Below are 20,452 nucleotides of genomic sequence, written 5' to 3'. Positions count from 1 at the left end.
TCGGCGATGATGATGCGTGCGTGTCAGGCCGCGCCGATGCGCAGGATGATGCGGTCCCCGGCCGCGCCGGTCAGGCGGATGCCGTCGCGCTCGCCGCGCGCGGCCACCGCCGCGCCGCCGCGCGTGGCGGTACGCAGCCGCACGTCGGCCGGCAGACGGATCAATGGCGTGCCGGCGCTGGCGAAGGACAGCTGCGCTTCCTCCAGCCGTCCGTTCGACCAGCGTTGATCGACGGTGATCCCGCCGCGTGCGCGTAGTCCCGACGCCTCGCCGTTGCGCCACGCCGGCGGCAGCGCGGGCAGCAGCGCGATCGCCCCGTCATGGCTTTGCAGCAGCATTTCGGCGATCGCGGCGGTGATCCCGAAATTGCCGTCGATCTGGAAGATCGGTCCCTTGTTCGACGGGTGGGTGTCGAACAGATTGTCGAGCGTGCTGCTCTGGAAGAAGGTGTCGATCGAGCGGCCGGCGCGCGCGCCGTCGCCCATGCGCGCCCAGATGCAGGTCGCCCACGCGCGGCTCCACCCGGTCGCGCCGCCGCCGTTGTCCTCGCGCCGCTGCATCGACGTCGCGGCCGCCTGCGCCCATTCCGGCGTGCGGCGCGGGGTGAATTGGTCGCCCGGATACAGCGGATACAGGTGCGAGATGTGGCGGTGGCCGGGTTCGGCCTCCGCGAAATCGCGCGACCATTCCTGAAGCTGGCCGTAGCGCCCGATCCGGTACGGCTCCAGCCGCTCGACCAGCCCGCGCAGTCGCGTGGCGAAGGCGTCATCGCCGTTCAGGAGCGCGCTGGCCGCGATGCAATTCGCGAACAGCTCCCGGGTCAGCGCCAGATCCATGGTGCAGCCGGCGCTGATCGCGGCCGGTTTGCCGTCGGGCGCGATGAACTCGTTTTCGGGCGATACGGACGGCGCGGTGGTCAGCCGGCCGCTGGCCGGGTCCGCGACCAGCCACGCCGCGCAGAATTCCGCCGCGCCGCGCATCAGCGGCCAGGCGCGCGCGCGCAGGAAGGTCAGGTCGCCGCCGAAGGCATAATGCTGCCAGACGTGCTGCATCAGCCAGGCGCCGCCCATCGGCCAGTTGGCCCAGACGGGGTTGCTGTCCCGCTCGCCGACCGGATTGGCCATCGCCCATAGGTCGCTGTTATGGTGCAGGCACCAGCCCGGCATCCCGTAATAGCCGCGCGCGACGGTCGTGCCGCGCCGCGCGACATGATCGAGCCAGTCGAACAGCGGCGTATGACAGTCGGCCAGGTTGGCGACCTCCGCCGGCCAATAGTTCATCTGGGTGTTGATGTTGGTGGTGTGGTTGCTGCTCCACGGCGGGCGCACCTCGGCATTCCAGATGCCTTGCAGGTTCGCCGGCTGCGTACCGGGACGCGAACCGGCGATCAGCAGATAGCGCCCGAAGTGGAACAGCAGCGCGGCAAGCGCCGGATCGGTGCGTGTCGCATTGCCGGCGCGGCGCGCGGCGGTGGTGCCGGGGCGAGCGCCGTCGAGCCGCAGCGCCGCGCGCCGATAGAGGCGTTGGTGGTCGGCGACATGCGCCGCGCGTAACGCGCCGACATCGGTGCCGCGCGCCGCCGCGAGCACCGCCGCCGCCTTCGCCTCGACCGCTTCGGGCGACAGGTCCGGCGATCGGTCGACACCGCGAAATCCGGTCGCGGCGGCGATGCGCAGCTCGACATGGCGCGCATCGCGAATCTGCATGACCGTGCCGTCGACCGTCGCGCGCCCGCCCTCGGTGGTGACATCGACGATCGCGGCGAACGCCATGCCCTTGCCCGGCGCATCGTCATAGACGATCGGGTCGGGCACGTCGCGATAGTTGGGCGCCGCCGCCGCCGGCGCCTTGCCGCGCAGCACCAGCCTGCCCTCGCCGGCGGTGCCGTCGCCGCGCAGCGCGGTGGCGAGCGACAGGTCGGCGTCGATCGTTCCGCCCTCCGCGCTCAGCCGCACGACGATCAGTTGCGCGGGGTGGGAGGCGAACACCTCGCGGCGATAGCGGGTGCCATCGGCGGTGTAGGTCACGCTGGCGACCGCCTGATCCAGATCCAGCGCGCGCCGATACTGCCCGATCGCGCCGCGATGACGCAGCGCGATCACCAGGTCGCCAAGCGGCGCGTAGCTTTGCGAGAACGGCCCCTGCAAGTCCTTCGCCCGCTCGTTGGCGGTGCGGAAATCACCCGCCAGCGCGGCGGCGCGTGTGCCGGGCAGCCGGGCGGGAGCATCCGGATTGGCGTTGGCGGTGGGATATCCCGACCAGAGCGTGTCGTCGTTCAGCGACACCACCTCCCGGTCGGTGGCGCCCCGCACCATCGCGCCGAGCCGGCCGTTGCCGACCGGCAGTCCATCGACCCAGCGCGTGGCGGGCGTGTCGAACCACAAACGGTGCGCCTCGCCGTCGCGCGGGGGCCGGGCACGCAGCGGCAGGGCATCCACGCCACTGGCGGCGGTCGCGGCGGCACCCGCCTGCAACACCGTTCGCCGGGTAAACCGCGTCCCCATCCCCGTCTCCGTCGTTTGCTTATATGAAAAAGCATATGCGCCGGTGATAGTTAGTCAAGCGACCCGTATAACCTTCATCAACCTTTTCAATATTTTGTCACAATCGGCTTTGGCGTGAAGCGACTGATGCTTGGGGAGGCCATCCGGAAATGATTGTTGCCTGAACCAGAATGCGCTCTCATATATGGAAAGAGCGACATGTGTTGTCAGGGAGGGGTAAATGCGAGCCGTCATGTGCCGGGAGCCATATGCGCTCGAGCGGATCGAACGCGCGGCGCCGCAACCGGGGCCCGGCGAGGTACTGGTGCGGATGCGCCGCGTCGGCCTTTGCGGAACCGATTATCACATTTTCGCCGGTAATCAGCCCTTCCTGTCCTACCCGCGCGTGATGGGGCACGAACTGGCCGGCGAAGTCGCCGCAGCGCCCGAAGGTTCGGCGCTGCGCGTCGGTCAGCGGGTGACGATCAACCCCTATCTGGCGTGCGGCACCTGCATCGCGTGTCGCAAGGGCAAGCCGAACTGCTGCACGCGGATCGCGGTCCTGGGCGTGCACACCGACGGCGGGATGCAGGACCTGATCGTCGTGCCCGAGGGCGCGGTCATCGACGCCGACGACCTGACGCTGGAGCAGGCCGCGATGGTCGAATTCCTGGCCATCGGCGCCCATGCCGTGGCGCGCGCCCGATTGAGCGCGGGCGACCGCGTGCTCGTGGCCGGCGCCGGCCCGATCGGCGTCGCGGTCGCGCTGTTCGCGCGGCTCGACGGCGCGCACGTCACGCTGATCGACACGCGCGCGACGCGGCTGGCCTATGCGCGCGACCGGCTCGGCTTCAAGGACGTCGTGACCGTGGACGGCTCGGTGCGCGACACGCTGGCCGACCGAACCGGCGGCGATTTCTTCGACACGGTATTCGACGCGACCGGCAACATCCATGCGATGCGGGCCGGGCTGGGCTATGTCGCGCACGGCGGCAGCTATGTGCTGGTCAGCGTGGTCCCCGACGACCTGATCTTCGCCGATCCCGAATTCCACAAGCGCGAGACGACGCTGATCGCCAGCCGCAACGCGCTGTCGACGGATTTCGAGCGCGTGCTGTCGGCGATGCGCAGCGGCGCGATCCCGACCGACGCACTCCACACGCACAGCCTCGACGCCGACGACCTGCCCGCCGGCATGCCGCGGTTGATCGCGGAGGCGGACCATGTTCTGAAGGCGATCGTGACCTTCTAACGCGCTGGCGGGACAGACCGGCGTCGAACCAGCATAGAGGATGACAGTGATGGCGTGGACAGGCTCTCCCGTGGCGGAGGATCATGCGGGGGCGTACACCCACGATCGGCACGACGACGGGGGCGGGGCCAAACGCTGGGTGCCCGCGCTCATCATCACCACGTCGCTGTTCTTCCTCTGGGGGATGGCCAACAACCTGAACGACATCCTGATCGCGCAGTTCAGGAAGGCGTTCACGCTGTCGGATTTCGGCACCAGCTTCGTGCAGCAGGTGTTCTATTTCGGCTATTTCGCCTTCGCGATCCCCGCGTCGATCGTGCTGCGGCGCTTCGGGTACAAGGCGGCGATCATCACCGGGCTGCTGCTGTACGGTGCGGGCGCGCTGCTGTTCTATCCGGCGGCGGCGATCAGCGCGTATCAATTGTTCCTGTTCGCGCTGTTCGTGATCGCGGCCGGGCTGGCGTTCCTGGAGACGTCCGCCAATCCGCTGATGACCGAGCTGGGCGATCCGCGCACCGCGACGCGGCGGCTGAACTGGGCGCAGGCCGCCAATCCGTTCGGCGCGATCACCGGCATTCTGGTCGGACGCAACTTCATCCTGTCGGGGATCGAGCATGACGAGCGCACGCTGGCCGGCATGGATGCCGCCGCGCGCGAGGCATTCTATCGCACCGAGGTGCAGGCCGTCGCGACACCCTATCTGGCGATCGCGGCGGTCGTGCTGCTGTTCGCGCTCGCCGCCGCCTTCACCGCCTTTCCCCGCGCGCGCGCCGTCGCGACGGAGCGGGAGGTCCGCGACGAGCGTTTCGCCGACCTGCTGCGCCACCCGCGCCTGGTCGGCGCGGTGATCGCGCAGTTCTTCTATGTCGGGGCACAGGTCGGGCTCTGGAGCTATACGATCCGCTATGCCGGCGCGCTGGGGCTGTCGGAGCGGCAGGGCGCGGACATGCTGTTCGTGTCGCTGGTGCTGTTCGCGGCCGGACGCTTCGTCGGCACGACGCTGATGACGTGGATCGCGCCATCGCGGCTGCTGGCGATCTTCGCCGGTATCTCGCTGCTGCTGGCCGGCGTGGCCGCGCTCGGCGGCGGTACGATCGGGCTGTATGCGTTGGTGGCGACCAGCTTCTTCATGTCGATCCAGTTCCCGACGATCTTCGCGCTGGGTGTCGAGACGCTGGGGCCGCTGCGGCGGCTGGGGTCGTCGCTGATCATCATGGCGATCATCGGCGGCGCGGTGCTGACCGGGCTGATCGGCTGGGTATCCGATCGTGCCGGAATATCGGCGGCGATGCTCGTCCCGGCGGCGTGCTTCGCGGTCGTCCTGACCTTCGCGCTGCGCGCCCGCGTCCGGGCCTGAGCGACATGGCCCGCGCTCCCCGCGACCCGGATACAGCCCGGCCGAAGGCGACCACCTACGCCGCGCCTGCCCTGGAGAAGGCATTCGAGGTTCTCGAACTGTTGTCGGCCTATCCGCAGGGCGCGCTCGTCACCGACATGGCGAGCGCGCTGGGACGCTCGGTGGGGGAGCTGTTCCGGATCGTCGTGGTGATGGAGCAGATCGGCTATCTGCAGCGCTCGCCCGTCAACGACCGATATACCGTCTCGTACAAGATCCTCGACCTCGCCTATCGCGCCACGCCCGCGCAGCACCTGACCCGCGCCGCGACGCCCGAGATGCAGCAACTGGCCGCCGAGACCGAGCAATCGTGTCATTTCGTGGTGCCGAACGGTGCCTATGGACTGGTGATCGCGCGGGAGGAAAATCCCGGGATGCGCGGCTTCGCGCTGCGGCTGGGGGCGGCGATCGACATGATCCGCAGCTGTTCGGGGCAGGTGCTGCTCGCCTTCTCGCCACCGCACCGCGTGAAGCGCCTCGTCGCGCAGGCGGCGGCGGCGCAGGGCAAGCCCGTCGACATGGACTGGCTGGAGGAACGGCTGGAAACCGTGCGGCGGCAGGGATTCGACCGGCGACAAAGCCCGATCACCCACGGCGTGACGGACGTGAGCTATCCGGTGTTCGCGTTCAACGGCGAGATCGTCGGCGCGCTGACCGTGCCGTATCTGGAGCTGATCGACGGATCGCAGCGGGTGAAGCTGGACGCGGTCGATGCGCTGCTGCGCGCGGCCGCGGCGCGCATCTCGCTGACGCTCGGGCATCATCCGACCACCGCCGGCTGACCGATGTCGACAAGGACCGCCATGACCGACCGACCCTTGCGCGTCGACGCGCATCATCACCTCTGGCACTATACCACGCGGGATTTCGGGTGGATCGAGCCCGGTTCGGCGATCGCGCGCGATTTTGGCGTGGCGGACCTGGCCGCCGCGCTGGCGGGCAGCGGGATCGACGCCGCCGTCGCGGTACAGGCGCGGCAGGTGCCCGAAGAGACGCGCGCGTTGCTGGACGCGGCGGCGGCGTGCCCGGCGATCATCGGCGTTGTCGGCTGGATCGACCTTCGCGCCGACGATATCGCGGCGAAGCTGGACGCGGATGCCACGCCGTTGCTGGTCGGCTATCGCCATGTCGTGCAGGACGAGGCGGACGGCGACTTCCTGCTCGGCGACGCCTTCGTGCGCGGGGTGCGCGCGGTGATGGCGCGCGGCTTGCGCTACGATCTGCTGGTCGATCATCGCCAGCTCGCCACGATTCCGGCGTTCCTCGACCGGGTCGGGGCCGGGCAGTTCATCCTCGATCATGCCGCCAAGCCGTCGATCGCCGCGCAGGGATGGCAACCATGGGCCGAGCGGATCGCGGCGGTCGCCGCCTGTCCGCAGGTGATGTGCAAGGTCTCCGGGCTGGTGACCGAGGCGGATCATGCCGGCTGGCGGGCCGACGACATCGAGCGCTACCTCGATCATGTCTTCACGCTGTTCGGGACCGGACGGCTGATGTGGGGATCGGACTGGCCGGTGTGTCTGCTCGCCTCCGATTATGCGCGCGTCCACGACCTGATCGCGGATTATGTCGCCCGCCACTGCCCGGCGGCGGAGGCGGCGATCTTCGGCGGCAATGCGCTGGCCGCTTATGGGTTGAAGGATGGGGCACGATGATCGTCCAGTTTGGCACCAGCCGCTTCCTGCAGGCGCATGTCGATCTCTTCGCGTCGGAGGCGCGCGACGAAGGGCAGGCGGTGCCCGACATCCTGATCGTCCAGACCACCGGCGACGCGGAACGCGCGCGCCGGCTGGAGGCGTTCGCCGATCCCGCCGGCTTCCCGGTCATCCTGCGCGGGCTGGAGAACGGTGTGCCGGTCGAGCGGACGGTGCGGGTGCGCAGCGTGACCGGCGGGATGCAGGCGGCGCGCGACTGGGACGCGCTGGTCGCGACGATCCGCGACCGCGCGACGCATATTGTGTCGAACACCGGCGATACCGGCTATCGCGTCACCGACGCCGATCGCGCGATCCGCGATGACGGGGTGGCGCCGGGATCGTTCGTCGCGATCCTGCTGGCGGCGCTGCACGCACGCTGGCGGACCGGTGGCGATGGCCCGACGATGCTGCCGTGCGAGCTGGTATCGCGCAACGGCGAGGTGCTGCGCGCCGCCGCGGTCGATCTGGCGCGGGCGCAGCGGCGTGACCCGGCGTTCGTCGTCTGGCTGGAGGAGCGGTGCCGCTGGGTCAATACCCTGGTCGACCGGATCGTCAGCACCCCGCTGGAGCCGGCGGGGGCGATCGCCGAACCCTATGCGCTCTGGGCGATCGAGCGGCAGCCGGGGCTGGACCTGCCGTTCACGCATCGCGCCGTCGTACTGGCCGACGATCTGGAACCGTTCGAGCGGCTGAAGCTGCACATCCTCAACCTCGGCCATAGCTGGCTGGCGGCGCGCTGGCATCGGGCGGGCGCGGCCGAGGGCGCGACGGTCCGTGCGGCGCTGGGCGACCCGGACACCCGCGCGGCGCTGGAGCGCGTGATGGCCGAGGAGGTCGTGCCCGGCTTCGCCGCGCGCGGCATGGAGGCGGAGGCTCGCGCTTATGTCGCCAGCACGATCGAGCGGTTCGACAATCCGTTTCTCGACCACCGGCTCGCCGACATCCATTCCCATCACGCCGAAAAGGTCGCCAAGCGCATCGGTGGCTTCGTCCGCTGGGTGGACGGGGCGGGCGGCGACGTGCCGCCGATGCCCGAACTGCGCGGGATGCTGTCGGCCGGCTGAGGCGCTATGGTCGTTCCCATGGCGGGATCGATCGGGCGGCGGGATGTCGCGATACTGGGCGTGGTGCTGGCGGGCGGCTGGCTGACCGGGCGCGCCCTGCGCCGCACCGCGCCGATCGGGCGCGACGTGCGTGCCTCTGGTATGGTGGCGTCGATCCTGAGCGAGGGCGCGCCGGCCAGCGGCCCCGCGAACGCCTCGCTGCGGATGGCGGTGTTCAGCGACTATCGCTGCGCGGCGTGTCGCCGGGCCTATCCGGCACTGGCGGAGGCGGTGCGCGCCGATGGCGATGTGCGCGTGCTCCACAAGGATTGGCCGATCTTCGGCCCGCCGTCGGAGCGCGCGGCGCAGGTGGCGATCGCGAGCGCGTGGCAGGGGATCCATGCGCCGGTCCACGCGCGGTTGATGACCGATGCGCGGACGATCGACGACGCGATGCTGGCGGATGTGGTGACAGGGGCCGGGGGCGACTGGGCGCGACTGACCGCCGACCTCGCCGCGCGCGAGGCGGAAGTCGCGGCGCGGCTGCGCGCCAATGCGGCGGAGGCGCGCGCCATCGGGCTGCCGGGAACGCCCGGCTATCTGGCCGGACCGTTGCTGGTGCTCGGCGCCATCGACGCCGGCGATGTCGCGCGCCTGTTCGCGCGGGCGAGGGCGCTACGCTGAGGCCGGAAGGCGGAAGGCGCCCTCACGCTTCTCGGGGCGGATATAGATCGAGCTGAGCTGCGGCAGCGCGCCGCGCAATTCCGCTTCGATGTCCTCGATCAACGTCTCCGCGCGGCCCATCGGCAGCGTGTCCTCGAAATCCGCGCTGATCGCGACGAAGACCGTGTGCGGGCCGTTGTGGATGGTGCGGACATGATTGACGTGCGTCACCTCCTTGTGTGCCGCGACGATATCGCGCGCGCGGGCGATCACCGCCGGGTCGGCGCGCTCGCCGATCAACAGCCCCTTCGACTCGCGCGCCAGCACCACCGCCACGGCGCCCAGCAGCACGCCGATCACGATCGAGGCATAGCCGTCGATGCGCGGCTCGCCGGTCGCATGGCTGAGCCACACGCCGATCCCGGCGACCAGCAGGCCGATCAGCGCCGCCGAATCCTCGAACAGCACGATGAACCCGGCCGGATCCTTCGATTCGCGGATCGCCTGCCACCAGCCCATCTCGCCGCGGGTCTTGTCGAACGCGCGCACCGCGATGGTCCACGACGACCCTTCCAGCAGCAGCGCGATCGCCAGCACGATATAGTTGATGAGCGGATCGGCCAGCGGCTCGGGCCGGATGATGTGCAGATAGCCTTCGTAGATCGACACGCCCGCACCGATCGCGAAGATCAGGATCGCGACGACGAACGCCCAGAAATACAGCTCCCTGCCATAGCCGAACGGCCGCGCCTCGTCGGGCGGGCGGCGTGCGCGGCGCTGACCGTAGAGCAGCAGCACCTGGTTGCCGCTGTCGACCAGCGAGTGCACGCCCTCGGTCAGCATCGACGACGAGCCGGAGAGGCCCGCGGCGACGAACTTCGCGACCGCGATCCCCAGATTGGCGGCCAGCGCGCCGAGCAGGACGATATTCTCGCGCCAGCCCTTGGGGTTCGTCTCACTCATCCACGTGTCTTTCCGGCTGATCCTGCGGGATCGAGACGCCGGGGCGGGGCGGGGGTTCCCCGAAAGGCGATGGCGCGCCCGGCGGTGGCCGGACGCGCCCGTCATCGCTCCGGCGACGCAATTACTCGGCGGCGTCCTTCACCGCGCCCTTGCCCATGGCGGAGACGAGGACGTCGCCCGAGCCCGAGAAGTTGGCGGCGGGCAGCGCGGCGGTCCTGTCGCCGACCTTCACCAGCACCTGCCGCACCGCGCCCTCTCCGGTCGAGCGGACCGACTGGACCGTGCCGATCGCGCGCCCCTTCGCATCGCGCACCGCCATGCCCGGCCTGACCGCGAAGGCGCCGGCGTCCGCCGCCCCGCTGCCGGCGAGCGCGAGCGTGCCCGACGCGCCGTTGCCAGTGCCGGACAGCATACCCGAGCCCGAGCCGCTCGCGCCGCCACGGGCGTTGCCGGCGGCCGGGGGGGCGGCATCGCGCCCCCGCTGCGCTGTGCCGCGCACGCGCTCACCGGTCGCGGTGGCGGCGTTGCGCGCCCGGCTCACGCCATTGCCGACCGTGTCGCGGATCGCGTCGGTGCCGACGAAGCTGGCGTCCGCGCCGCCGTTCGCGCTGCCCGAGACCGAACCGTTGCCGCCGATCGCGGTGTCCCCGATCCGGGTCGCGCCGGTCAGCGTCGAATCCGCGCTGCTCGAATGGCGCGCACTGGCGCGGCCACGGCGGGTGTCGACGTTACGGTCGGTGCGGCTGGAGGCGCGGGTCGTGCTCAGGCCGCCAAGCGCGCCGCCGTCGCGATCGATCATCCCGCCGAGGCTGCCGTTGCCGGCGCCGCCAAGTGTTCCCATCGTGCTACCCATGGTGCCGCCAAGCGCGCCACCGGCGCCACCAAGCAACTGGGCCGGGGCCGGGGCGGATACGAAGGCGAGAACCAGGGCGGTGGTGGTCGACAGAAGGGTCTTCATCATTGCTCTCCTTTGCTGTTGCTGGGAGAACGGGGCGACGTGCCGCTTTAATCCCGTCTGCGCGAAAATTTTTTCATTGTGCCGGGGTGCGGCATTCCTTGCAGACGATGCCGCGTCCCAAGTTCTTGCGGTTGCCGGGTTTTTGCGCGGCTGCGTCGACGCGCGCCAGTGCGGGGCGGATCGCGCCCGGGGCGAGCGCCGGGTAGAAGCGCGCGATCGTTCCCGCGACCAGCGGGGCGGCGAACGATGTGCCACGCACCTTGCGGGGACGCCCGTCGCTTCCGGCGGCGAGCATGTCCGCGCCGGGTGCGGCATAGTCCAGATGCACGGCACGGCCCGCCTCGATCAGCGGGCGGTCGCGCGCGTCGACTCCGGTGACCGCGATCACGCCCGGATAGGAGGCCGGGTAGGCGGGCGGTGCGGCGGGACCGTTGTTGCCGACCGCCGCGACGATCACCAGCCCGCGTGCCTGCGCGGCGGCGACCACCCGCGCCAGCGTCGGGTTGGCGGGACCGGCCAGGCTGATCGTCACCACCGGCACGCGCTGTTCGACCATCCAGCCCAGCGCCTTCGCGATCGCGGTGGCGTTGCCGCCGGCCGGATCGCTGCCATAGACATCGGCGGCGGCGATCCGCGCGCCCGGCAACGCGCCCTGGATGCCGCGCCCGCCCGCGATCAGCGAGGCGACGGCGGTGCCGTGGTCGTTGGCGCGCGGCGCCCCGCTGGCGAACCCACGGCTCAGCGCCGCGCCGGCCACCCCGCCGTCGATGACACCGACGATCGGGCCGATGCCGCCAGAGGGGGCGGCCATCGCCGGGGCGCGACCGCTCGGCGCGTGGAGTTGATCGGCGCTCACCGCCGCGCCCAGCTTGCGCAATTCGGCGATCGCGGCTTTCAGCGAGCGGCCCGGCGGCGTGCGCAGCCGCACGAAGCCGACGCCCAGCACGTCGTCGCGCTCGATCATGGCATAACCGCGGGCGAACGCGACGGTCAGCAGCGACTCGTCGGGGCTATCGATCACCACCTCGCCCGCGCGCGCGGGGTCGCCCTGCGGATCGAGCGCGATCGCATCGGGATGATCGCGGACCAGCCGCGCGATCGTGCTGCGGCGCGCCTGTTCCAGCGTGCGCCCCGCTTCCTCGGCGACGCGGGCGGCTCCCTGCGCCAGGGTATCGCCGATCGCGCGGCCGGGAATGTCGACCGGCAGGCCGGGCATGCGGGGCAGCAGCTGCGCGGCCGCCGTCGTCGCCGCCAGCATCGCCGCGCCGCCCGCCATCAGCCATGTCGTCGCGCGCTTCATCCGCTTCCCCGTTTGCCAAAATGCAACCTGATGTGGATGAAACGGCGGACACCATCCGTTTCATCCATGCAAGAAGGGAGTTGGCTTGGCGGCGTTCGAGGAGGAGATGCTGGCGATGTTGCCGCGACTGCGGCGCTTCGCCCGCTCGCTGGCCCGCGATGGCGCCGATGCCGACGATCTGTGCCAGGTGACGGTCGAGAAGGCGCTGCTGGCGCGATCGTCGTGGCAGCCCGGAACGCGACTGGATAGCTGGATGTACCGTATCATGCGCAATAGCTGGATCGACACCACCCGCGCCCGCAGCCGCGCTGCCGAGACTTTCGTCGCGGCGGAGGCCGGGGAGGGGGTCGGCGACCATGGTGGGGCGGAGGCGCGCGTCGTGCTGGGTGAAGTCGATGCGGCGATGCAGGCGCTGCCCGACGAGCAGCGCGAGGCGGTGGCGCTCGTGCTGGTCGAGGGGCTGGCCTACAAGGAAGCGGCGGCGATCCTGGACATCCCGATGGGGACGCTCACCTCGCGGCTGGTGCGCGGGCGACAGGCGTTGATGGCCCGGCTGGGAGAGCTGGCATGACGATCGGTCCCGAAGAGCTGATGGCCTATGCCGACGACGCGCTCGACCCGCTGCGCGCGCGGCGGGTGGAGGCGGCGATCGCCGCCGATCCCGCGCTGGGCGCGGAGGTGGAGCGGCATCGGGCGCTGCGCCGTCGGCTGGAGGCGCGGTTCGCGCCGATCGCGGCGGAGCCGGTGCCGGCGCGACTGGCGGCGCTGATCCCGGCGAACGTCGTCGCGCTGCCGCCGGCCCGGCGCGGACCCGCCTGGTGGCAGGCGGCAGCGGCGATGGCGGCCTGTCTGGTCGCGGGGGTGACGATCGGGCGGATGGTCGATCGCGGCCCGGTCGGCGCGACTTCGGGTGGGCTGTATGCCCGTGGGGCGCTGGCGCGCGCGCTCGACGATCAGCCGGGCGGCGCGACGGCGGACGGCGTGCGCGTGGCGCTCAGCTTCCGTGACCATGCGCAAGCTTATTGCCGGGTGTTCGCCGCGCCCGTCGCGGACGGTATCGCCTGTCGCGACCAGCATGGCTGGGCACTTCGCCGGACGATGCCGGGGACGACGCCCCGGGGTGGTGGCGACTATGCGCAGGCGGGGTCGTCGGACGCCGAACTGATGGCGGCGGCGCAGGACATGATGGCGGGCGAGGCACTCGATGCCGCCGGTGAGCGCGCGGCGCGGGCGAGGGGCTGGCGCTGACCTGGGATCAGCGCGCTTCGCGGTGGCCGCTCATCTCCGCGCCGGCATCGTCGGCGAAACGCCGGTTCCAGATCACTGCCGACATGGAGATCGCCGCGACGATGAGGAACGCCACCGAGAAGGTGGTCAGCGTCGGCTGCGCGCGATGTCCGGCCAGCGTGCCCAGCTCCAGCACCGTCGCCGCCGTGCAGATGCCGAGCGATAGCGTCAGCTGCTGGAAGGTGGCGTAGAAGCTGGTCGCGGCGCTCATCCGCGCCTTGCCGACATCGGCATAGGCGATCGCATTGTAGCCGGTGAACTGGAACGAGGTGAAGAAGCCCGAGATGCCCAGCACCAGCATGATTGCGGCGATCGACCAGTCGGGGCGGAACAGCGCGCACGTCGCATAGCCGGCGCTGCTTCCCACCCCCGCGACGATCAGCGCGCGGCGGAAGCCCCAGCGGCGCAGCACGCGCGGCGCCAGCGCCTTCATCGCCAGCGCGCCGATCGCGCCCGCCATGGTGATCGTCCCCGTCTTCGCGGCGGTCAGCCCGAAGCCGAGCTGGAACATCAGCGGCAGCAGGAACGGCTGCGCGCCCTGCGTGATCCGCGTCAGCGAGCCGCCGATCACCGACAGGCGAAAGGTCGGGATCCGCATCAGCGTCGGGTCCAGGATCGGGTCGGCAACGTGCCGCGCGTGGCGAAAATAGATCATGCCCATCACGGCGCCCACGACGAGCAGCGCCAGCGCCGCGATGCCGGTACCGGGGCGGCTGGCCAGCTCGAACCCGAACAGCAGGCAGCCGAGCGACAATCCCGACAGGACGAAGCCGGCCATGTCGAACTTCGCCCGTGCGTCGCCGGGCACGTCGGGCACCAGCGTCAGCGCGCCTATCACGCCGGCAATGCCGAACGGGATGTTCAGATAGAAGATCCAGCGCCAGTCGAGCCAGGTGACGATGAATCCGCCCAGCGGCGGCCCCAGGATCGGGCCGGCCAGCGCCGGCATGACCAGCCAGGACAAGGCCTGAACCATGTCCTCCTTGGCAACGCTGCGCAGCAATACCAGTCGCCCGACCGGCACCATCATCGCGCCGCCGATCCCCTGGACGAAGCGTGCGGCGACCAGCATCGGCAGCGATCCGGCCTGCGCGCAGGCGATGGAGCCGAGCAGGAAGACGAGGATCGCGCTGGCGAAGATGCTGCGCGATCCGAAGCGATCGGCCAGCGTGCCGCTGGCGGGGATGAACAGTGCGAGCGCCAGAAGGTAGCTGGTGAGCGCAAGGCTCAGGCTGGTCGCCGGCGTTCCCAGATCGCGCGCCATCGTCGGCAGCGCGACGGTCAGCACCGTACCGTCGAGTTGTTGCATGAACAGCGCCGACGCCACCACCAGCGCGATCACGCGATAGCCGCGCGTCGCAGCGGGCGGGCGCGCCGCGCCGCTGGTCACCGCCTCCACCGCCGGGGCCAGCCCGTCACCGACATCCGCGCTCATCGAGGCCAGGTTACGTCGTCTCCACCGCATCGATGTTCGCTCAAGCTCCCAGGTCGTCGTTCGACCGACCCCGTTTAACCACACGCGGCCCAACTTGTTCAGACGCACACGCACCGATCGACTGCGCGCTGGCCTGACAAGGGCATTCATGACACGATCGGGTGCGGATTCGGCTTGTTTTCTTCCTGAGCGGCTGGAGTGACGAACATGACCCTGCGCGACGGTACCCCGATCTGGTTCGAACTCGCCACGGCCGATCGGCCGGCGGCGACGGACTTCTACGCGCGCCTGGTCGGTTGGGTGATCGCCGAATCGCCCGCTCCCGACCACCGCGACTATGTACTGGCGCGCGCACCGGACGGCGAACGGGTGGCGGGCATCATGTCTCCGCCGCCTCCGGGCGCCCCCGGAGGCTGGTCGCTCTACCTGCTGACGCATGATCTGGAGGCAACGCTTGCCACGGCTTTGGCGGCGGGCGGGAAGGTCGCGTTCGGCCCGATGGACATTCCGCATGTCGGTCGAGTCGCGGTGCTCCACGATCCGCAGGGCATCGTGGTGTCGCTGATGCAGCCGGAGCGCGAAGAACCCGGACGCCCGTTCAAACCCGAGCCCGGCGCCATCGGGCATGGCGTGTGGATCGAACTCGCCACGCCGGCACCCGAGGCCGCCTTCGCCTTTTATGGGGCGCTGTTCGGCTGGACCCGCGAGGGTGCGATGCCGATGGGCGAAATGGGCGAATATGCCTTTATGGGCGCGGGCGAGGCGCGACCCGGCGCGATCATGTCCAGCGCGCTCACCGGGGCGCCCGCGCGGTGGAACGTCTACTTCCTCGTCGACGATATCGATCGCGCGATCGATGCCGCGCAAGCCGGTGGCGGGACACTGATCCAGGGGCCGGACGCGATCCCCGGCGGCGATTACTCGGCCAACATTCTTGACCCCGCCGGCCATCAGATCGGTCTGGTCGGCCCCCGGCCCTAGCGGCGTTCACACATCGGGCGCGAACCAAAACTGCCCGCGATCGTTCCCGAAGCCGAACAATCGTGGAGGTGATCGTGTCGAGCCGGACGGTAGTGGTAACGGGCGCGGAATCGGGCATAGGTGCCGCGTGCGCCAAGGCGTTCGGCGGGGAAGGCGCTCGTGTCGCGGTACTGTATTTCGCGGACGCTGCGGCGGCGGAGCGCACCGCCGATGCGGTGCGCGCGGCCGGCGGTGCGGCCATGACCGTCCAGGCGCATGTCGATGACGAGGGATCGGTCGATGCTGCCTTTGCGGAGGTCGAACGCATATGGGGACCGGCCGATGTTCTGGTCAACTCGGCGGGGCTGAACATGACCGGTGTACCGGTGCGCGATATGAAGCTGGACCAGTGGCGGCGGTTGCTCGACACCGATCTGACCGGAGCGTTTCTCACCTCACGACGCTTCCTGACCGGGCGCGGCAAGGCGAGCGGGGCTGCGGCGATTCTGCACATTTCCTCGATCCACGCTTATGCGGTGCGCGCGGGCGGTGCGGATTACTGCGCGGCCAAGGGCGGTCTCTCCAATCTGGTCGAGACGCTGGCGATCGAGGAAGCGCCGCGCGGCATCCGCGTCAATGCGATCGAGCCCGGGATGATCCTGACCCCGATGAACGCGCGCGCGCAGTCGGACGCCGCCTATCGCGCGACCCTGGAGCACAACATCCCGCTCGGTCGTGCGGGCGATCCGTCGGAGGTGGCCGACCTCGCCGTCTTCCTCGCCTCCGAAAAGGCGCGCTACATCACTGGCGCACGGATCGTGATCGACGGCGGGCTGTCGCTGATGCAGGCGCTGGGCGCATGAGCGGGCCGCTCTCCTCCGCCGGGATCGCCGATCCGCACCGCAAAGACGGCGTGGCCGATAATATGCTCGATCTCGATTTCAACGTCCGCCGGATCGAGCAGGTGATACTGGATGGGCCGGCCGCGCTGATGGCGCGCGACCTGATGAGTCCGTACATCTGGCGTGAGGCCGATGGCCGCTGGGGCATCATGGTCCGCGCGGTGGTGCGACCGGGCGAGGAACTGACCGATACCGGCGTGATCTGGGCCGGGTGGAGCGACGATGGCCTGCGGTTCACGATGCTGGACAGGCCATCCATCGCGCCCGGGCCAGACGATCACGACGCCGGCGGGGTGGAGGATCCCACCGTCGTCGGTCGCGACGATGGCTATGTCGTTTATTATACCGGCGTGCTGGCGGACCACGCGCACGGCGAGTTGGCCTATGCGACCGGCCCGTCGCTCGACAAGCTGACCAAGCGCGGCGTCGCGCTGGCATCGTCCAAGTCGGAAGGCAATACCAAGGAAGCGACGGTCGATCGCACGCCGGACGGACGGTGGCGGCTGTTTTACGAATATGCCGCCGACCAGGCGTCGCGGATCGGGATGGCGGTGGGCGCGGATGTCGCGGGCCCGTGGGAGGAGCAGCCGACACCGTTCATGCCGCGCGAGCAAAGTTGGGACGACTGGCATCTGTCGACCGGCCCGCTGCTGACCGATGATCCGGCGCGCCCGGTAATGTTCTACAACGGCGCGACCCGCGATGCGCGGTGGCGGATCGGCTGGGTAGCGTTCGATGCCGATTACACGCGCGTGGTCGCGCGTGGGATCGAGCCGCTGGTCACGCCGCCGCCGGTCGACGATCGCAGCGCAACCGACATCGCCTTTGCGGCATCGGTGGTGGTCGCGAACGGCGCGATCTGGCTTTATTACTCGCTGGAGGACCGCCGGCTGGCGCGCGCGCTGATCCGGCGGAGCTGATCCCTCACCCCAGGGCACGGCGATAGAAGGCGAGCGTCAGCGCCATGGACTGGAGGAACAGCGCCGGGTCGTAGCGCGGCCCTTCGTCGCGCAGGAAGGCGTGCTGCGCGTTCAGTTCGTGCCACTCGTAGCGCGCCTCCACCTCCTCCAGCCGGGCGCGGATCATCTCGCGACCGGCAAAGGGGACGTGTGGATCCTGCCGACCCCAGACGAACAGCATATCGGCGCGGATCTCCGCCATCCGCGCCAGACTGTCGTCGGCGCGCCCCTCGCCCAGCGTTCCGGCGTGGATGTCGGTCGGATAGAAGCACGCCGCCGCCGTCACGCGCGGATCCAGCGCGGCGCGATAGGCGAGGTGTCCGCCCAGGCAGACGCCGAAGCTGCCGAGCCGCCCGTCGCACGCGGGGTGCGCCACCAGCGCATCCGCCGCCGCCCGCGCATCGGCGTCAAAGCCCGCGACCGGCTTGGTGAACTTCAGGTCGTTGCCGCGATCGGTGCCCGCCTGATCATAGGCCAGCACGGTGCCCAGCGGCTCGTATTCGTGATACACTTCCGGCACCGCCACGACGAAGCCGTTGCCGGCGAGCATCGCCGCCAGCCGCCGGATCGGCGCGGTCACCTGATAGATTTCGGAAAAGAGGATGATGCCCGGAAAGCGCCCGTCGACGGCCGGGCGGAACAGGTGGACACGCATCGTGCCGCTGCCCGGCACCTCTACATCCTGGGTCTCGTCGCTGCGGATGATCATCGGGGCACGCTCCTGCTCGGCTGAGGCGAGTCCTGCCGGTTTCGTGCGGCGGTGCCAAGCGCGCTTGATGGGCGACAATTGTTACAGTTAATGGCGACGAGCCGCTACGACGAAATGCTGCGTGGCACCCGAGCCACAGGTCTGATAGCCACTCGGCCATGCCCGTGTCCGCCGCCCGCTCCGCCCGCGAAATCCTGGTTAACCTGCATGACGTGATGGCCGCGCGGTCGAACGCGCAGGCCAAGCTCAACTCGGTGGTGGAGATCATCGGCGAGGCGCTGGATAGCGAGGTCTGCTCGATCTACCTGTTGCGCGAAGGGGTATTGGAACTGTTCGCGACGCGCGGGCTGGATCCGGCGGCGGTGCACGTCACGAAGCTGGCGCTGGGCGAGGGGCTGGTGGGGACGATCGCGCACAACAGCGAGGTGCTGAACCTCGACGAAGCCGCAAGCCACCCGGATTTCGCCTACAAGCCCGAGACGGGCGAGGATCGCTATCACAGCTTTGCCGGCGTGCCGATCATCCGGCGAGAGCGCGCGGTGGGGGTGCTGGCGGTGCAGCATGCCGATCCCCGCCGGTACGAGGATGTCGAGATCGAGGCGCTGCAGACGGTCGCGATGGTGTTGAGCGAACTGATCGCCAATGCCGGGCTGATCGATCAGGCCAATCCGCGCGATCGCCCGCAATCGACCGCGCCGACGCGGATCGCGGGGCAGAAGCTGGTGGACGGCATGGCGGCGGGCTGCGCGGTGTTCCACCAGCCGCGCGTCCATATCGAGCATACCGTCGCCGAGGATACCGAGGCGGAGCGCCACCGCGTCTATGCCGCGTTCGACAAGATGCGCGAGCAGATCGACCGGATCGCACGCGAGGCGGAGTTCGGCGTCGGCGACGAACATCAGGAGGTGATCGCCACCTACAAGATGTTCGCCTATGACGAAGGCTGGGCGCGGCGCATCAACGAGGCGATCGACAGCGGGCTGACCGCCGAGGCGGCGATCGAACGCGTGCAGCAGCGTACGCGCCAGCGGATGCGCGAGATCGACGATCCGTTGCTTGCCGACCGCATGCACGATCTGGAGGATCTGTCCAACCGGTTGCTGCGGATCGTCTCCGGTCAGATGGGCACCGCCGCGCAGATGGGCCTTCGACAGGACACGATCCTGATCGCGCGCAACCTGGGGCCGGCCGAACTGCTGGAATACGACCGCCGCCGCTTGAAGGGCGTCGTGCTGGAGGAAGGATCGCTGACCGCGCACGTCACGATCGTGGCGCGCGCGATGGGGGTGCCCGTGCTGGGCCGCGTCCGCGACGTCCGGCGCTTGATCGCCGAGGGCGACCTGCTGCTGCTCGACGTGACCGAGGGGACGCTGACCGTCCGCCCCAATGCCGCGATGGAGGAGGCTTTCGATGCCAAGCTGGCCGCGCGGCAGAAGCGCAAGGCCGCCTATGCCGCGCTGCGCGACGTCGCGCCCGAGACGAAGGACGGTCACCGCGTCACGGTGATGGTCAATGCGGGGCTGCGCGACGATGTGGCGGCGCTCGACGTGACCGGCGCGGACGGGATCGGTCTGTTCCGCACCGAGTTCCAGTTCCTCGTCTCCGCGACGCTGCCGCAGCGCGAGCGTCAGCAGCGCCTGTACCGCGAGGTACTGGACGCGGCGGGATCGCGCCCCGTGATCTTCCGCACCGTCGATATCGGCGGAGACAAGGCGCTGCCGTATCTGGTCCATGCCGAGGATGAGGAAAATCCGGCGATGGGGTGGCGGGCGCTGCGGCTCGCGCTGGAGCGCGACGGGTTGATGAAGGCGCAGGCGCGTGCACTGCTGGAGGCGGCGGCCGGGCGGACGCTGAACGTGATGTTCCCAATGGTGTCGGAGGCGTGGGAGTTCGACGAGGCGCGCGCGCTCTTCGAGAAGCAGCGCGATTTCCTCGCGTCGCGTGGCAAGCGGTTGCCGCTGGACACCCGTTATGGCGCGATGCTGGAGGTCCCGGCGCTGGCATTCCAGCTCGACTTGTTGTTGCCCAAGGTCGATTTCCTGTCGATCGGCACCAATGACCTGACCCAGTTCCTGTTCGCCGCGGATCGCGCCAATCCGAAGCTGGCGGAGCGGTACGACTGGCTCTCGACCTCGATCCTGCGCTTCCTGCGCCGTGTGGTGGTGCCCGCGGCGAACGCCGGTGTCCCGGTGGGCGTCTGCGGCGAGATGGGCGGGCGCCCGCTGGAGGCCATGGCGATGATCGGGATCGGGATCGACCGTCTGTCGATCACCCCGGCGGCGGTCGGCCCGGTCAAGGCGATGATCCGCTCACTCGATCGTGGCGCCCTGACCGCCTTCGTGGACGGGCTGCTCGCCGATCCGCCGCGCGATATGCGCGGTGCGCTGGCCGGGTGGGCGGCGGAGCACGGCGTCGAACTGGCATAGCAATCGGACGGATCGAGCC

At 70.0% G+C, this 20,452-nt stretch carries 18 protein-coding genes; 12 read left to right on the top strand and 6 right to left on the bottom strand.

Annotated features, from left to right (window positions below; all coding sequences use genetic code 11):
- Positions 1 to 23: 23 nt before the first annotated feature.
- On the bottom strand, positions 24 to 2,504 hold the full coding sequence (locus tag NS334_RS11345; RefSeq protein WP_058756069.1) for a glycoside hydrolase family 95 protein: 2,481 nt from the start codon (positions 2,502 to 2,504) through the stop codon (positions 24 to 26).
- A gap of 220 nt (positions 2,505 to 2,724) precedes the next feature.
- Between NS334_RS11345 and NS334_RS11340 the strand changes: the two genes are divergently transcribed.
- Genes NS334_RS11340 through NS334_RS11315 form a run of 6 tightly spaced genes read left to right on the top strand, consistent with a single transcriptional unit; the run spans position 2,725 to position 8,555 of the window.
- Complete coding sequence (locus tag NS334_RS11340; RefSeq protein WP_058756068.1) at positions 2,725 to 3,735, top strand: zinc-binding alcohol dehydrogenase family protein; 1,011 nt, start codon at positions 2,725 to 2,727, stop codon at positions 3,733 to 3,735.
- Between the two features lie 49 nt (positions 3,736 to 3,784).
- Positions 3,785 to 5,092 (top strand): L-fucose:H+ symporter permease, encoded by a 1,308-nt coding sequence (gene fucP / locus NS334_RS11335; protein WP_083500423.1) that lies wholly within the window; start codon positions 3,785 to 3,787, stop codon positions 5,090 to 5,092.
- A 5-nt stretch (positions 5,093 to 5,097) separates the two neighbouring features.
- Complete coding sequence (locus NS334_RS11330) at positions 5,098 to 5,913, top strand: IclR family transcriptional regulator (RefSeq protein ID WP_058756066.1); 816 nt, start codon at positions 5,098 to 5,100, stop codon at positions 5,911 to 5,913.
- A 21-nt stretch (positions 5,914 to 5,934) separates the two neighbouring features.
- A complete protein-coding gene (locus tag NS334_RS11325) occupies positions 5,935 to 6,786 on the top strand; it encodes an amidohydrolase family protein (RefSeq protein WP_058756065.1) in 852 nt (283 codons plus the stop codon).
- Entirely contained in the window at positions 6,783 to 7,892 is a 1,110-nt protein-coding gene (locus NS334_RS11320; protein WP_058756064.1) for a D-mannonate oxidoreductase, read from the top strand. Before NS334_RS11325 ends, NS334_RS11320 begins: the two co-directional genes overlap by 4 nt.
- A gap of 18 nt (positions 7,893 to 7,910) precedes the next feature.
- Positions 7,911 to 8,555: a DsbA family protein gene (locus NS334_RS11315; RefSeq protein ID WP_058756063.1), complete on the top strand. Its 645-nt coding sequence runs from the start codon at positions 7,911 to 7,913 to the stop codon at positions 8,553 to 8,555.
- Here the strand turns inward: NS334_RS11315 and NS334_RS11310 are convergent.
- The 3 genes from NS334_RS11310 to NS334_RS11300 form a co-directional block, all read right to left on the bottom strand.
- A complete protein-coding gene (locus tag NS334_RS11310) occupies positions 8,547 to 9,497 on the bottom strand; it encodes a cation diffusion facilitator family transporter (RefSeq protein WP_058756062.1) in 951 nt (316 codons plus the stop codon). The genes NS334_RS11315 and NS334_RS11310 overlap by 9 nt on opposite strands.
- A 121-nt stretch (positions 9,498 to 9,618) precedes the next feature.
- Entirely contained in the window at positions 9,619 to 10,455 is an 837-nt protein-coding gene (locus NS334_RS11305; protein ID WP_153002717.1) for a PRC-barrel domain-containing protein, read from the bottom strand.
- Positions 10,456 to 10,528: 73 nt separating this feature from the next.
- Complete coding sequence (locus NS334_RS11300) at positions 10,529 to 11,755, bottom strand: S8 family serine peptidase (protein ID WP_058756060.1); 1,227 nt, start codon at positions 11,753 to 11,755, stop codon at positions 10,529 to 10,531.
- Between the two features lie 106 nt (positions 11,756 to 11,861).
- Between NS334_RS11300 and NS334_RS11295 the strand changes: the two genes are divergently transcribed.
- Together NS334_RS11295 and NS334_RS11290 are read left to right on the top strand one after the other, a co-directional pair.
- Complete coding sequence (locus NS334_RS11295) at positions 11,862 to 12,326, top strand: RNA polymerase sigma factor (RefSeq protein ID WP_058756080.1); 465 nt, start codon at positions 11,862 to 11,864, stop codon at positions 12,324 to 12,326.
- A complete protein-coding gene (locus NS334_RS11290; protein WP_058756059.1) occupies positions 12,323 to 13,003 on the top strand; it encodes an anti-sigma factor family protein in 681 nt (226 codons plus the stop codon). The genes NS334_RS11295 and NS334_RS11290 overlap by 4 nt, the downstream gene beginning before the upstream one ends.
- 7 nt (positions 13,004 to 13,010) lie before the next feature.
- Here NS334_RS11290 and NS334_RS11285 read toward each other — a convergent pair whose 3' ends face one another.
- Positions 13,011 to 14,477, bottom strand: a complete 1,467-nt coding sequence (locus NS334_RS11285) for an MFS transporter (RefSeq protein ID WP_058756058.1) — start codon at positions 14,475 to 14,477, stop codon at positions 13,011 to 13,013.
- Between the two features lie 207 nt (positions 14,478 to 14,684).
- On the opposite strand from NS334_RS11285, the gene NS334_RS11280 reads away from it, so the two are divergent.
- From NS334_RS11280 to NS334_RS11270, 3 genes are all read left to right on the top strand, one after another.
- Positions 14,685 to 15,458: a VOC family protein gene (locus tag NS334_RS11280; protein ID WP_058756057.1), complete on the top strand. Its 774-nt coding sequence runs from the start codon at positions 14,685 to 14,687 to the stop codon at positions 15,456 to 15,458.
- Positions 15,459 to 15,529: 71 nt separating this feature from the next.
- Positions 15,530 to 16,300, top strand: coding sequence for an SDR family NAD(P)-dependent oxidoreductase (locus NS334_RS11275; RefSeq protein WP_241491922.1), 771 nt, complete (start codon positions 15,530 to 15,532; stop codon positions 16,298 to 16,300).
- Between the two features lie 62 nt (positions 16,301 to 16,362).
- Positions 16,363 to 17,259 (top strand): glycosidase, encoded by an 897-nt coding sequence (locus NS334_RS11270; protein WP_058756078.1) that lies wholly within the window; start codon positions 16,363 to 16,365, stop codon positions 17,257 to 17,259.
- Between the two features lie 4 nt (positions 17,260 to 17,263).
- Here NS334_RS11270 and NS334_RS11265 read toward each other — a convergent pair whose 3' ends face one another.
- Complete coding sequence (locus NS334_RS11265; RefSeq protein ID WP_058756056.1) at positions 17,264 to 18,007, bottom strand: dienelactone hydrolase family protein; 744 nt, start codon at positions 18,005 to 18,007, stop codon at positions 17,264 to 17,266.
- Between the two features lie 158 nt (positions 18,008 to 18,165).
- On the opposite strand from NS334_RS11265, the gene ptsP reads away from it, so the two are divergent.
- On the top strand, positions 18,166 to 20,433 hold the full coding sequence (ptsP, locus tag NS334_RS11260; protein WP_058756055.1) for a phosphoenolpyruvate--protein phosphotransferase: 2,268 nt from the start codon (positions 18,166 to 18,168) through the stop codon (positions 20,431 to 20,433).
- The last annotated feature ends 19 nt before the right edge of the window (positions 20,434 to 20,452 follow it).

The sequence above is a fragment of the Sphingomonas endophytica genome (assembly GCF_001476895.1).
In the GTDB taxonomy this organism is placed as follows: domain Bacteria; phylum Pseudomonadota; class Alphaproteobacteria; order Sphingomonadales; family Sphingomonadaceae; genus Sphingomonas; species Sphingomonas endophytica_A.
This window is presented reverse-complemented; position numbering and strand designations above follow the sequence as displayed.

What these genes read in the sequence shown, in the direction of transcription:
- NS334_RS11285 (WP_058756058.1), bottom strand. Translation starts at nt 14,477, where the DNA reads ATGAGCGCGGATGTCGGTGACGGGCTGGCCCCGGCGGTGGAGGCGGTG.
- NS334_RS11330 (WP_058756066.1), top strand. Translation starts at nt 5,098, where the DNA reads ATGGCCCGCGCTCCCCGCGACCCGGATACAGCCCGGCCGAAGGCGACC.
- NS334_RS11270 (WP_058756078.1), top strand. Translation starts at nt 16,363, where the DNA reads ATGCTCGATCTCGATTTCAACGTCCGCCGGATCGAGCAGGTGATACTG.
- NS334_RS11280 (WP_058756057.1), top strand. Translation starts at nt 14,685, where the DNA reads ATGACCCTGCGCGACGGTACCCCGATCTGGTTCGAACTCGCCACGGCC.
- NS334_RS11310 (WP_058756062.1), bottom strand. Translation starts at nt 9,497, where the DNA reads ATGAGTGAGACGAACCCCAAGGGCTGGCGCGAGAATATCGTCCTGCTC.
- fucP (WP_083500423.1), top strand. Translation starts at nt 3,785, where the DNA reads ATGGCGTGGACAGGCTCTCCCGTGGCGGAGGATCATGCGGGGGCGTAC.
- NS334_RS11290 (WP_058756059.1), top strand. Translation starts at nt 12,323, where the DNA reads ATGACGATCGGTCCCGAAGAGCTGATGGCCTATGCCGACGACGCGCTC.
- NS334_RS11325 (WP_058756065.1), top strand. Translation starts at nt 5,935, where the DNA reads ATGACCGACCGACCCTTGCGCGTCGACGCGCATCATCACCTCTGGCAC.
- NS334_RS11345 (WP_058756069.1), bottom strand. Translation starts at nt 2,504, where the DNA reads ATGGGGACGCGGTTTACCCGGCGAACGGTGTTGCAGGCGGGTGCCGCC.
- ptsP (WP_058756055.1), top strand. Translation starts at nt 18,166, where the DNA reads ATGCCCGTGTCCGCCGCCCGCTCCGCCCGCGAAATCCTGGTTAACCTG.
- NS334_RS11300 (WP_058756060.1), bottom strand. Translation starts at nt 11,755, where the DNA reads ATGAAGCGCGCGACGACATGGCTGATGGCGGGCGGCGCGGCGATGCTG.
- NS334_RS11315 (WP_058756063.1), top strand. Translation starts at nt 7,911, where the DNA reads ATGGCGGGATCGATCGGGCGGCGGGATGTCGCGATACTGGGCGTGGTG.
- NS334_RS11320 (WP_058756064.1), top strand. Translation starts at nt 6,783, where the DNA reads ATGATCGTCCAGTTTGGCACCAGCCGCTTCCTGCAGGCGCATGTCGAT.
- NS334_RS11295 (WP_058756080.1), top strand. Translation starts at nt 11,862, where the DNA reads ATGCTGGCGATGTTGCCGCGACTGCGGCGCTTCGCCCGCTCGCTGGCC.
- NS334_RS11340 (WP_058756068.1), top strand. Translation starts at nt 2,725, where the DNA reads ATGCGAGCCGTCATGTGCCGGGAGCCATATGCGCTCGAGCGGATCGAA.
- NS334_RS11305 (WP_153002717.1), bottom strand. Translation starts at nt 10,455, where the DNA reads ATGAAGACCCTTCTGTCGACCACCACCGCCCTGGTTCTCGCCTTCGTA.
- NS334_RS11265 (WP_058756056.1), bottom strand. Translation starts at nt 18,007, where the DNA reads ATGATCATCCGCAGCGACGAGACCCAGGATGTAGAGGTGCCGGGCAGC.